11 protein-coding genes and 1 pseudogene are annotated in these 13,187 nt (G+C 42.5%); 9 read left to right on the top strand and 3 right to left on the bottom strand.

Annotated features, from left to right (window positions below; genetic code table 11):
* Positions 1-33: 33 nt before the first annotated feature.
* Complete coding sequence (locus CWM22_11575; protein AUC92488.1) at positions 34-258, top strand: hypothetical protein; 225 nt, start codon at positions 34-36, stop codon at positions 256-258.
* Between the two features lie 94 nt (positions 259-352).
* Here CWM22_11575 and CWM22_11570 read toward each other — a convergent pair whose 3' ends face one another.
* The 3 genes from CWM22_11570 to CWM22_11560 all read right to left on the bottom strand — a co-directional run bounded on the left by CWM22_11570 (position 353) and on the right by CWM22_11560 (position 3,714).
* Entirely contained in the window at positions 353-1,321 is a 969-nt protein-coding gene (locus tag CWM22_11570; protein ID AUC92487.1) for an aromatic acid exporter family protein, read from the bottom strand.
* Positions 1,322-1,395: 74 nt separating this feature from the next.
* Positions 1,396-1,785 carry a DUF1761 domain-containing protein gene (locus CWM22_11565; GenBank protein AUC92486.1) on the bottom strand — a complete coding sequence of 130 codons (390 nt, stop codon included), beginning with the start codon at positions 1,783-1,785 and terminating at the stop codon, positions 1,396-1,398.
* A gap of 207 nt (positions 1,786-1,992) precedes the next feature.
* Positions 1,993-3,714 (bottom strand): IS1634 family transposase, encoded by a 1,722-nt coding sequence (locus CWM22_11560; GenBank protein AUC92485.1) that lies wholly within the window; start codon positions 3,712-3,714, stop codon positions 1,993-1,995.
* A 190-nt stretch (positions 3,715-3,904) separates the two neighbouring features.
* Here CWM22_11560 and CWM22_11555 point away from each other — a divergent pair, with 190 nt between their 5' ends.
* The 8 genes and pseudogenes from CWM22_11555 (at position 3,905) to CWM22_11520 (ending at position 13,182) form a co-directional block, all read left to right on the top strand.
* Positions 3,905-4,633: a 23S rRNA (guanosine(2251)-2'-O)-methyltransferase RlmB gene (locus CWM22_11555; protein ID AUC92484.1), complete on the top strand. Its 729-nt coding sequence runs from the start codon at positions 3,905-3,907 to the stop codon at positions 4,631-4,633.
* The gene (locus CWM22_11550; protein ID AUC92483.1) at positions 4,634-5,155 is read left to right on the top strand and encodes an NYN domain-containing protein; all 522 of its coding nucleotides are present in this window, start codon (positions 4,634-4,636) and stop codon (positions 5,153-5,155) included.
* Entirely contained in the window at positions 5,152-6,012 is an 861-nt protein-coding gene (locus tag CWM22_11545; protein ID AUC92482.1) for a DegV family protein, read from the top strand. The genes CWM22_11550 and CWM22_11545 overlap by 4 nt, the downstream gene beginning before the upstream one ends.
* Positions 6,013-6,081: 69 nt before the next feature.
* Positions 6,082-6,975 (top strand): PEP phosphonomutase, encoded by an 894-nt coding sequence (locus CWM22_11540; GenBank protein ID AUC92481.1) that lies wholly within the window; start codon positions 6,082-6,084, stop codon positions 6,973-6,975.
* A gap of 207 nt (positions 6,976-7,182) precedes the next feature.
* The gene (locus tag CWM22_11535) at positions 7,183-7,629 is read left to right on the top strand and encodes a 50S ribosomal protein L13 (protein AUC92480.1); all 447 of its coding nucleotides are present in this window, start codon (positions 7,183-7,185) and stop codon (positions 7,627-7,629) included.
* A 19-nt stretch (positions 7,630-7,648) separates the two neighbouring features.
* Positions 7,649-8,041, top strand: coding sequence for a 30S ribosomal protein S9 (locus CWM22_11530; protein ID AUC92479.1), 393 nt, complete (start codon positions 7,649-7,651; stop codon positions 8,039-8,041).
* A 208-nt stretch (positions 8,042-8,249) separates the two neighbouring features.
* Complete coding sequence (locus tag CWM22_11525) at positions 8,250-8,945, top strand: methylase (protein ID AUC92478.1); 696 nt, start codon at positions 8,250-8,252, stop codon at positions 8,943-8,945.
* 3 nt (positions 8,946-8,948) lie between these two features.
* Positions 8,949-13,182, top strand: a pseudogene (locus CWM22_11520) (restriction endonuclease).
* Positions 13,183-13,187: the final 5 nt, after the last annotated feature.

Below are 13,187 nucleotides of genomic sequence, written 5' to 3'. Positions count from 1 at the left end.
AATAAATATAGGAAACACTTACAGGAGGTTCCTATGAAGACACTATTGAAAAAAATTCGTATAACGGCTCTTTATATTTTGCTTTATAATCTCATTTTAATCCTCTCCATTTGGCTAGGAAAGGTATCTTCCAAGGAAGAATTTATGATTGCAGTTGCAGGGAATGCGGTCATGATGGGGATATCTTTCTTGCATTTGCACAACCAAGTATCGTCATTTAGTTTATCTTTTATTACGTCGTTAACTCACCTTGCCTAACTCCAGTTATGCCTGCGGCTCGTTGCCTAGTACTAAAAGTAAACTAAAAGACTATATCAGATGAATTTCATGGAAAAGTAGAAGAACCGTCGGTTTAAACTGACGGTTCTTGGTCTTTATAAACTTCATAAAAATCAACCTTGAGGCGAATAAAAGCCTCCATATCGTGGAGGAGTTGGAAGAGGGTGGCCCGGGTTTCAAATTCTTCCCTGGTTTGTGGCAGAGGTCGTTCGCGGAAGGTGGCATGGAAGAGCTCGATGTCCAGGAGCAGTTCCTTGGCAGAATTTTCTCGGCTCAGTTGCTGGGCTGCTCGCTCAAAGAGGCTGGACAGGATGACATTTTCTCTGCCTTCCAGTAAACATTTGTTGATATTTCCTGCCATGGTTCGCAGGATTTTGTTTTGTGCTGCCCGCATTTCAAAGTAATGGACCTGGTAGTTGGTCTGCTGGAAGAGCTGGTTGTGGCGGTCTAGGTAGACGACCTTCAGGGCCTCATCCAAGGTCTTATCCAGCTGCGTAATCAATTCTGCCTCGTTTCGTCCGTCGCCATTTAGCAGAAAGGCTTCAAAGCGAAGGAGAATCTGCTTGAGCAGGTCTTCGACTTGGTCGTGGTAGGCCTCGATTTTCTTTTCTTGCGAGGGCATATAGAGGTTAAATAAGAGTGCCAGTCCTGCCCCAATCAGAAAAAGCGTCAGCTCATTTCCCAAAAAAATCAGCGAAATATCCTGCTCCAGCAAGAGGTGGGTAACGAGGACGGTCGAGGGGGCTATGCCAGCCTCCCAGTTGAATCGGTAGGCCAGAGGGACGTAGAGTGCCAGGTAGATGCCCAGGGTCCAGATGCCAAAGCCAAAGAGGGCGAAGGTCAGGACGGCTATGGTCAGGGCCAGGATGGTGGAGAAGAGGCGGTTGCGAGCCATTTTGAAGCTGGACTTGCGGGTGTCGAGGACGCTGAGAATGGCGATGATGCCAGCCGCTGTCGCATAAGACAAGCCCAGGGCGGTCGCTAGGTAAATAGCCAGAACGGTGGCAAATATCAGTTTGATGGTGCGAAGGGAGAGGGACATGGGGGCTCCTTTGGTTTTAGTCTATTTCTATTGTATCATAAAATAAAAACCTCCTAAGGATAGGAGGGAATTGCTTATGCAAATAGAGCTAGGATACCAACTACTAGGTAGCAGACTAGTTTGTAGCTTTCGTTGATGAGGATGAGGTTGATAGGCCGTTGCTCAAAGACGTAGTTTTTCAATGAAGCAAGGATCGCAATCACGCCCATGCCACCAGCTGCGTGGAGTGGTGAAACATCAAGGGTTTTGATGAAGAAAATAGCCACAACAGCAGTCAGTACTTCAATGACAAGGGAAATCACCATTTCCTTCTGACCATTTTTTCCAGCCTGACGGTCTGCTTCTACCTTAGCCATGTCAATGCCTGAAGCCTTGATCCAAGCATCGCGGAAAATCAAACCATACCACAAACCACCGATGGCAAAGGCGATCAGACCTGCCACAATTCCAAAAATAAGTGTCATAAAATCTCCTGTTTCGATTCCGTTTGTACGGACAAATTGATAGAACTAAGGATAACATAGATTGTATAGGCGGTCAAGTTTTTCAGCTGGAACACAGTGAGCGCCTATTTTCAGTCAACCTATGCTATAATCCCAAGTTTATCACTTAAAAAAGCATAAAGAACAGCTAACCCCTTGTCTATCAAGGGATTTCACTGTTCTTTTCTCTTATTTTTTTGTTGTGTATGGACGTTTCCCATACTTCTTAAGCGTTTCAAATTTGACAATTCCATTGGTCCAATCAAACCCCAAAAGCTTATTTAACTCCTGCATATCGGAATTCTCTTGAAGCCTATAGTAATCATCCCTCAATCTTGTGGCCTTTGCACTATTTAGAGCAGAAGTAATCCGTTCTGGACTCATTTTCCAGTCAATCTGATGTTGGAGTAAGCGTAAGTGAACCAAGGCAATAAAGCATGTTAAAAAGTGTGCTTGAATATGTTCTTCTGTCCAAACATAGACTGGACGACTTTCTAACTCCATCTTAGTTACACGGAAGCAATCCTCAATTTTAGACAGTTCCTTGTAGGAAGCAAGCATAGCCTCATCGCTCATCTCAGTCTCACTGGTCACAAGGACATGAACTCCATCAAATTGAGCATCAAATTCGACCTGTTCTTGGTCAATTCGGATAAGTGGCGAAAATGGTTTAACCTCTCCGGTTTCCTTATCCAAATAGCTCAATTCAAGATATTTCTTTCCGCCCTTCTTACTCGTTTGTCGAAACAATTCCGCATCAGTTAGCTTATTGGCATAGTCAAGAGCCCCTTCACGTCGAATCCGTTCTCTATCTTCATATTTCTTTGACCAGGTCATTAGTACTTTTTCTCTAACGGTTGGAGAATCCTTCTTGGTCCCAAGTTTTCTCTCTCGAATGTAAGACTTTTTAGCGAAAGTGATCTCTTGATTAAACTGCCAACCAGATTCTTCCAATATTTTTTCTTGAATATCCTTCGGAGCACCACGTTTCCCACGGTGCTTTTGTGAGAAGATCCAGCCATCTCCTTGCTTCTCCATAGCTGAAACATTATTTTGACTATTCATTGCCTTATCTGCCACAACTACAATTCGTTCAATCCCAAATTGTTTCTTTACTTCTTCAACAGCAGGAAGATAAGTCACAGGGTCTGTCTGATTGCCTCTGAATAATTTATAGCTGATTGGAATACCGTTGGTATCCATAAACAATCCCAGTTGCACTATAGGCTTAGGTCTGTGTTCCTTACTCGGTCCCCTCCTACGCAAGCCCTCTTTGAGAATTGTTCCGCTCTCTGATACCTCTTCACTATCAGGGATATCTGTTTCAAAGTAATAGTTAGTAACATCATAGAAAACCAGACGAGCTTCACGCTTTGTCAGTCGACTTACTTCCTTGTGCAGATGTAGTTGAAGGTCCTCTTTTAGTGAGTTCAAGAGATCCAAAGAACGGTAGATAGCATTGCGACTAACTGACCAATCTCCAAACAAATCACCCTGAGAAGCATATGTCGCAAGTTTACTATTCGGATGTAAGATACGCTGAAAGACAAGTAGCTTTAGCACTTGAACCAAGTCGTAGTCAGCCTTATGAGGTCGGGATTTTAAAAAATGAGATAACTCCAATTCCTCAAACAAACCATCTAGTACCATCCAACCATAAGACTTATCTGGTTCATACATAGGAGCAAGCAAATCATAGTCAACTGTTAGAGTTTTCTTATCTGTTAAAATCCCTTGCTTAGCTTCTTGTTTTAATCGGTCAAGAATAGCGGGATCGTCTTTTTCAAGTTCGTCCAATAAGCCATATTTTTTTAGGATCCGTTGTTTGACCTTGCCATCTTTACGATATCCCTCGACTAGGTAGACATGGGTCCGACCTTCTTTGTTCGTTGTTGTTTTGATAAATGCCATAGTTACATTATAACATACATAACCATATACAACAAGAATAATGATAAAAATTATTCAAAAAATTCAACTATATCAAGCACTTATGGCATTTTTTTGAAAAAATAAGTGAGAAAGTCGGGTAGGCGGTCAAGTTTTTCAGCTGGAACACAGTGAGCGCCTATTTTCAGTCAACCTATGCTATAATAAAACCATGGAACATAATGATATCGTATATGGCGTGCATGCTGTGGTAGAGAGTTTGGAGGCCAATACCGGCAACAAACTCTACATTCAGGATGATTTACGCGGAAAAAATGTAGAAAAAATCAAGGCGCTGGCGGCAGAGAAGAAGGTGTCGATTTCTTGGACGCCGAAGAAGACCCTGTCTGACATGACAGAAGGTGCCGTTCACCAAGGTTTTGTCCTGCGGGTCTCTGAGTTCGCCTATGCGGACCTGTCGGTGATTTTGGAAAAGGCAGAGCAGGAAGATAATCCCCTCATTCTCATCTTGGACGGTCTGACAGACCCCCACAACTTCGGCTCGATTTTGCGGACCGCAGATGCGACTCAGGTAGCAGGCATCATCATTCCCAAGCACCGAGCAGTTGGCGTGACGCCTGTTGTGGCTAAGACCTCTACAGGTGCGGTGGCCCATGTCCCAATCGCTCGAGTGACCAATCTCAGCCAAACCCTTGATAAGCTCAAGGAGGCTGGTTTCTGGGTATTTGGCACGGATATGAACGGAACCCCAAGCCACAAGTGGAATACGACTGGCAAGCTAGCCCTCATCATCGGCAACGAAGGCAAGGGCATCTCCAGCAATATCAAAAAGCAGGTGGATGAGATGATTACCATTCCTATGAAGGGACATGTCCAATCTCTCAACGCCAGTGTGGCAGCCGCTGTGCTGATGTACGAAGTATTTCGGAAGAAAATCTAAATGAAAGAAAAAGTTCTCATTGTAGATGGCTACAACATGATTGCCTTTTGGCAGACCACCAAGCAAGATTTTAAAAAGGGAGACTTGGATGCGGCCAGAACGACCTTGCTTCGAACCCTGTCTCACTACGCAGCTTTTGAACAGATTGAGGTAATTTGTGTCTTTGATGCCCACCATGTGCCAGGTCTTCGCCAGCAGTATGATGAATTCAAGGTATCGGTCATTTTTACAGAGGAGGAAGAGACGGCAGATAGTTATATCGAACGGCTCAGCGCCCAGCTCAATAGTGACCGTCGCAAGCAGGTTTCCGTCGCAACCAGCGACCTCAACGAACAATGGGTGGTCTTTTCACAAGGGGCTTTACGGGTTTCGGCGCGTGAGTTAGAGGAGAGAACCAGGGTTATCAAGAAGGACTTGGACAAATTTGTGGACCAGGTAAAACTCTACACCCCGCGCCTCAATCCCTGGTCAGATGGGAATTTTCAAGCTTTAAAAGAAATGATGGAGGAAATGAAAGAGTGACATTTACAATCGTAACCGATTCGACATCGGATTTGCCAATCAGCTGGGTCCAAGAAAATGATGTGACCGTGCTTGGTTTGACAATTAACCTAGACGGCGTAACCTATGAAACCGTTGGGGAAAACCGCTTGACCTCTACGGATTTGCTTGCAAAGATGGAAACAGGAGGCCTTCCGACAACCAGTCAGGTCAATGTTGGTCAGTTTGAAGAAGTTTTTGAAGCGGCAGCCAAGGAAGGTCAAGATGTACTCTACCTGGCCTTTTCATCGGCTCTTTCAGGAACCTATCAGAGCGGAACCATTGCACGCGATATGGTCTTGGACAACTACCCAGATGCTGTTATCGAAATTGTAGATACTAAGGCTGCGGCTATTGGTGAAGGTTACTTGGTCATGCAGGCTGCCCAAGCACGTGCAGCGGGCAAGTCATTAGCTGAAACTAAGGCGCTCATCGAGGACTTGGTGCCACGTTTGCGGACCTATCTCTTAGTTGATGACCTCAATCACTTGGTACGTGGTGGTCGCTTGTCCAAGGCAGCTGCTCTCATTGGAGGATTGGTCAATATCAAACCCCTTCTTGCTCTCAATGCGGAAGGGAAGTTAGAAGCCATTGCCAAAATCCGTGGCCGTAAAAAAGGGATTAAGGAAATGCTGAACCTGACCTTGGATGGTTTGGATCATTCCACGGTCATGGTGGCCTATACAGGTGATATTGAGGCGGCTGAAGCGATTAAGGCAACCTTGTTGGAAGACAGCCGTGTTACTGATGTGCTCTTGACAGAGTTGGGGCCAATTATTGCTACCCATACGGGGACGGGAGTTCTAGCTATCCTATCCATCAATAAGAAAGAGAGATAATCTCTTTTCTTTATTTACACAAAAAGAAAACGATTACAAACAACAAAACATATCCATTTGGAGGTTCTTATGAAACGTTTATTGTCATGCTATGCTAGTGATATGGTGGGAGCGACCAAGGAGGAGCTCAAGCAGTCCATCTTGTCCAGTGAAGGTCGGATTATCATGGGAGAAACAGTGGTCACAGCGGCTCCCTTAATTGCGGGGGTGACCAATGCGGAGATGATGGCTGCCTTTGGTTGTGACCTTTTGGTGCTCAACGAATTAGATGTCTTTTATCCGGAGATTGTTGGCTTTTACGACTGTGACAATCCTATCGCTGAAATCAAGCGGTTGACGGGTCGATTGGTTGGGATTAACTTGGAGCCTGTGGATACTAGTCAGGAAGTCCAAGACCAGCAGGTTTTTCTAAAACCAGGTCGTCAGGTTAGTCCAGAAAGTCTGCGACAGGCCCAAGTTCTTGGCGTGGACTTCATCATGCTGACAGGTAATCCTGCTACGGGTGTGTCCATGGCTGCAATCCGCTCTGCTATTGGCCTTGCCAAAGAATACTTTGAGGGCCTCATCTTTGCGGGGAAAATGCACGGTGCAGGTCTGGGAGAGTCGGTCGTGGATAGTCAAGCCCTGCTAGATTTTGTGGACTTGGGGGCAGACGGTGTCCTCATACCTGCAGTCGGAACGGTGCCGGGTGTTCGTGAGGAAATCGTGGCACCGATTGTCAGTCAGGTCAAGGCGCGTGGGGCTTTGGTTATTTCGACTATCGGGACTAGTCAGGAGAGTGCGGACAGTCAGACGGTGCGGGAGTTTGGGCTCAGCAACAAGCGGGTAGGTTCGGACATTCACCATATCGGAGACGGGGGCTACGGTCGGATGCCAGACCCTGAAAATATCTTGGCCCTGTCCTTGGCGGTTAGAGGTAAGCGGCACACCTATTTTAAAATGGGGCAGTCAGTGAGGAGATAGGGTTATGATAAGGTTTTCATTCTCAGCAGTTCTGCTATCTTTCAAAAAATAAAAAAAGTAAAGTAAAATGGCTTGACGGAGACTAGTAGATTTGATAGAATGGTAGACGGTATTGTTTACCCCATTTGAAAGGCCCCGGAACCTTCCAAATACCCGCGGACCGGAACATCCGCCCAGTAAACAAAAACGATTCGTATAGGAGAAATCATGAACAAAACAACTTTTATGGCTAAACCAGGCCAAGTTGAGCGCAAATGGTATGTAGTAGACGCTACTGATGTACCTCTTGGACGTCTTTCTGCAGTAGTTGCTAGCGTACTTCGCGGAAAAAACAAACCAACTTTCACACCTCACACTGATACTGGTGACTTCGTTATCGTTATCAACGCTGAGAAAGTGAAATTGACTGGTAAAAAAGCAACTGATAAGATTTACTACACTCACTCAAACCACCCAGGCGGATTGAAATCAATCTCAGCTGGTGAATTGCGTTCTAAAAACGCTGTTCGTTTGATTGAAAAATCAGTTAAAGGTATGCTTCCACACAACACACTTGGTCGTGCACAAGGCATGAAGTTGAAAGTGTTTGTAGGTGCTGAGCACACTCACGCTGCACAACAACCAGAAGTACTTGATATTTCAGGTCTTATCTAAGGGAAAGGACGTAATCTAAATGGCACAAGCACAATACACAGGTACTGGTCGTCGTAAAAACGCGGTTGCACGCGTACGTTTGGTCCCAGGTACTGGTAAAATCACAGTAAACAAAAAAGATGTAGAAGAGTACATCCCACACGCTGACCTTCGTTTGGTTATCAACCAACCATTCGCAGTAACTTCAACACAAGGTTCATACGACGTTTTCGTTAACGTGAACGGTGGTGGTTACGGTGGTCAATCAGGTGCGATTCGTCACGGTATCGCGCGTGCATTGCTTCAAGTTGACCCAGACTTCCGCGATTCATTGAAACGCGCAGGCCTTCTTACACGTGACGCTCGTATGGTTGAACGTAAGAAACCAGGTCTTAAGAAAGCACGTAAAGCATCACAATTCAGTAAACGTTAATATACCGCGATATATCAACGTTTCAAAGCGCTCGCAGGGTTTTCCCTACGGGTGCTTTTTTCGTGTAATTTTTGAAAAGTATTTTTTCAAAAATTGTACACCAATTTTATTTGAGGTTTTCTTTGGATAAGGCGCTAATGAAATCTAGTAGTGTTCGTTGGAAAATGGTATAATAGGTGGAGATATAAACGTTTTCAAGGAGTAGGTTTTGGAAGAGAGCTTAATTAAATCAAAACAACGTGTTCAAAAACATGGAGAAGTCTTTACACCTGCTTGGATGGTTCAGAAAATGCTGGATACTCCTGGAGTGAAAGAAGCTTGTGAAAGTGTATATAAGACCTTTTTAGAGCCATCTGCAGGCGATGGAAATTTTTTGCAAGCAATTTTAGAGAGAAAGCTAGAGGCTGTGGTCAGACAGTATGACAAACGAAATTGGAAAACAAAGTCTTTAGTTGCTCTCTCGTCCATCTATGGCATAGAGTTTTTAGAAGATAATTTGGAAGTGGCACGTTCACGGATGTTTCTTTGTTATTTAGACTGGTACGAGCAAGCTTTTGGAACTAGACTAAATAGCAAAAATGATATCTATCAATCAGCACACTATCTTATTCATAAAAATATTGTGAGAGGAAATACTTTGACTCAGCAGCATCCAGTTACAGGGGAGCCTATCAGGTTCAATGAGTGGCAACTGGTCAAAGGTCATCCAAGTTTGGTAAGAAAAATTCCTTTTGCACTTTCAGAACTTTTGGGTAAGGAAGTAGAAGACGATCGGACAGTCGTGGAAGGACAACTGAGTTTTTTTGATATAGATGATGAATTTATGATTGAGAATGAATCTGTTAAAAAAGCAGATACGATAAAAGAGATAACCATTCAAAAAGTGTATTTACTAGGAGATTAGGCTATGTTTTCAAATTTTGATTTTTTGGCAATTGATATAGATACAGCCGAGCTTTTTAGAACCATAAATATGGCTGAAGAAAATTATACACATGGGGACTATGAAGGCACGCTGACTAAGGTGAGAAAAGTTGCTGAGAATACAGCGAGGTTGGTTGCCGATAGAGAATATTTAGATATTAGTGAGCGCGCCACCTTTAATGACGTACTAAGAGAGATAAGAGACTTTATTCCCAATAAAACAATCGTTGATCACTTTTATGATATCAAGGGAAAAGGGAATAATTCTGCCCATGTCCTTAATCCAGAAGATGCGACAAAAGAAAATGCCCTAAAATCACTAAAACAAGTCTTTGACATACTAGCTTGGGTCATGCTGACCTATATTGAACCGGATATTAAAGCCAGTGCAATTGGTCATTTTTTAGAACCGAGAGCACAAGAAATGTACACTACGGCTGAGCGGAAGTTTATCTATATTCAAACAGTTAACAATGAAAGTGGACTATTTAATGCCTTCGAAGGGACTCAAAAAATTGGTGAGGGTAGCGTTTCTTCGGATGATATTGAGACAGATTGGTCGCCAAATAGTGACTTTTTACGTACTGTTGCCCCAAAACGTATTAATCAATACATGAAAACATCTGGTCTGCCTTACACGCTTGGTTGGGTAGAGCTTGCTTACAAAAAGGCGACCAAGTCCTGGTTTCATGATTATGATGTGCATAATGTCTTGAAGCGTTCAGGGATTAAACAGGCTGAACAACTGGAAGGAACAGAGTGGTTCAAGACGGATTTAGAGACAGCTAAGGCTGCTATTAAAGCTGTTAAAGAAGGTAGAAATTATCTAAATATTACTGCCAAAGAATCATTTATTGAAGAACCAGTTATCACCCTTCGTCCAGAACAAGAGGCAGCGGTCGAGCAGACGCAAAAAGTCTTTAAGAAAAAAGACCGAATGCTCTGGAATGCTAAAATGCGTTTTGGCAAAACTCTGACGTCCTTGCAATTAGTCAAGAATGAGGCTTTTCAAAAAGTTCTCATCATGACTCATCGCCCTGTTGTGGCGGATTCTTGGTTTGATGATTTCAAGAAAATGAAGATGAGCGCTGATGGGTATGATTATGGCTCAGTCAATCAAGGAGAAACGCTTGAAAACCTGAAGCGAGGAGAAAAACCTTTTGTGTATTTTGCTTCAATCCAATTGCTTCGGTACAATGGCGGACAAACCAATCTGAAAGATTTTGCAGATGTGGATTGGGATTTGATCATCATTGATGAAGCGCATGAGGGGACTCAGACAGAGCTTAGTGATTCGGTAATGAAAGAATTGGTCAAAGAGCATACAAAGATACTTGAACTATCGGGGACACCTTTCAATCTTTTGGATCAATTTGACGAGGAGCAAGTCTATACTTGGGACTATGTCATGGAACAACAGGCTAAGAAGAAGTGGGAATTAGAACGTCCAAGTGAGCCAAATCCTTATGAAACTTTGCCAAAAGTATCGATGTACACTTTTGAAATGAAGCATAAGGAACGTTTTTCTGATGAGAGTAAATCGTTCAACTTTAGGGAATTTTTCCGTGTGGCTGAGGATGGTCAACTTGTTTATAAGCAAGAGGTTCGCCAATTCTTAGATAATATCACACATCCAGATAGTCGTACGAACTACCCTTTTTCAACGAAGTCTTATCGTGAAGAGTTGCGTCATACGCTTTGGCTTATGCCAGGTGTTAAAGAAGCTAATGCTTTTGAGGACTTGCTTAAAGAACACCCTATTTTCGGGAAAGAATATAAAATTGTTAACGTTGTTCGAGGAGCAAGTAGCGATGATGGAATTGCTAACGATGCGGACATAGAGAAAGTTCGTTCTGCTATTGGTAAAGACCCTTCGCAGACAAAAACCATTACCTTGACGGTTCGTAAACTAACTACAGGTGTTAATATCCCAGAGTGGACAGCAGTCTTGTTTTTGTCAAATACCAATAGTGCCATGAACTACCTACAAGCTGCCTTTCGTGCCCAGACGCCTTTTTCTCATGAGAAATTGGGAATGAAGACGAATTGTTATGTTTTTGATTTTGCCCCTGATAGAGCCTTGACTGTGATGGCGGAGAGTGCCCAGATTAACTCAGGTGTAGGTAAGAAAAATACGCAAGCACAAAAGCAAGCTATGGCTCGTCTTCTAAACTTTATGCCAATCTTAGGGGCTTCAGACAATGGAATGAAGACCTACGATGTGGATAGAATGCTGACACAGCTCAAGAAAGTTTATGCTGAAAAGGCAGTGCGGTCAGGTTTCGAAGATGACAGTCTCTATAATGATAATCTTCTAACTTTAACCGCTGATGATGCAAGCATGTTTACCAAACTAAATGCTATCGTTGGTAAGACACAGAGTCAAAAAACGCCTAAGAAAGTTGTAATCAATGAAAATGGATTGACAACTGAAGAGCATGAGCAAGCTGAAAAAGCTAAAAAGAAACCAAAAGCTAAACGAACAGCAGAAGATCTAGAGGTTATCGAAAAACAAAAAGAAGCGAAGAAACAGCGGAAAAATATGATTTCTATTTTACGCGGGGTTTCTATCCGTATTCCAATGATGATTTACGGCATGGCGGTCGATTTATCAAAAGATATCACCATTCAAGACTTTATCAAGCAGGTGGATGATGAATCGTGGAAAGAGTTCATGCCAAAAGGTTTCACCAAGGGAATGTTTAGTGAGATTACCAAGTATTATGATGCTGAGGTCTTTATCGAAGCGGGTCGTATCATTCGTCAGCGTGCCAAATCTACAAGTATCTAAGTCTGTCGGTGGTTTGAACTTCTATGATGATAACTTTGAGTCGGTGACAGATGGTGCGACGTCAAATCTTCACTGGGTGTCTAATGAAGTGACTCCATCAATCTATCAACGAGATACGAAAATCTTAGACATTAACTCGAAGACAGGTCTCTACCCTCTTCATAGCGCCATTAGCTTGTATTATCAAAGAGTGGCAGAAAATGATGACAACCATTTTGAAGCTGACCAAGTCTATCAAGAGATTTTAGCGAATAATATCTACGCTATTGCCAAAACACCAATGGCAAAAACCATTACTGAACGTACACTGACAGGCTATCGGAAGTACAAAACCAATGTGACTTATATAGAAAGCCTGACAGATACCCTAAAAACAGATGGTGAACAAGGTAAGAAACTAGTTGAGGAGGCATTTAACAAGGTGAAATTTGATGTAGTGATAGGAAATCCTCCGTATCAGGAAGAAACGAAAGGAACAAGTGATAATCCTATTTATCATAATTTTATTGACTTATCTTATCAAATAGCAGAAAAGGTCTGCTTGATTACTCCTGCTCGTTTCCTATTTAATGCAGGAAAGACTCCAAAAGTATGGAATCAAAAAATGTTGACTGATGAACATCTTAAAGTGATTTACTTCTCTCAAAAGTCAGATGAAGTCTTTCCAAATACAGACATCAAGGGTGGTGTAGCAGTTACTTACCGAGATTCAAACGAAGATTTCGGTGCGATTGAAACATTTACTCCATTTGATGAATTAAATGAAATGTATAGATTAGTTACCCATCATAAAGATTTTTCATCTTTAAGTGAATTGGTATATGCACCTGAAAGTTACAAACTGACAAGCCAATTACATGAAGAATTTCCACAATTGGAATCTCGATTGAGTAAGGGGCATAAATTTGATGTCACAACAAATATTTTTGAGAAACTTCCTGAAATTTTCAAAGATATCAAGTCGGATTCAACTTATGTAGAAATAATTGGACGTCAAAATAATGAGCGAGTAAATAAGTTTGTGAGAGCCGATTATATAAAGGGGCCTGATAACTTTGAGAAGTATAAAGTCTTTCTTCCGAAAGCAAACGGAAGTGGGGCGATAGGCGAAGTTCTATCGACCCCACTCGTGGGTCACACACAGACGTTTTTATCTATTGGCTCATTTAATACTGAGTACGAAGCTCATTCATTATTGAAGTACATAAAAACCCCTTTTGCTAGAACGTTGTTAGGTATTTTAAAAATCACTCAAGATAACAAGAAATCAGTTTGGAAATATGTTCCAGTGCAAAATTTCACTAATAAATCTGATGTTCCATGGGATAAGTCAATTGATGAAATTCATGATTATCTGTGCAGTAAATATCATTACGAAGAAAGCCATCGAAAATTTATGGATTCTTATATTAGTAAAATGGATTAGAAATT

The sequence above is a fragment of the Streptococcus suis genome (assembly GCA_002831545.1).
Classification (GTDB): domain Bacteria; phylum Bacillota; class Bacilli; order Lactobacillales; family Streptococcaceae; genus Streptococcus; species Streptococcus suis_P.
This window is presented reverse-complemented; position numbering and strand designations above follow the sequence as displayed.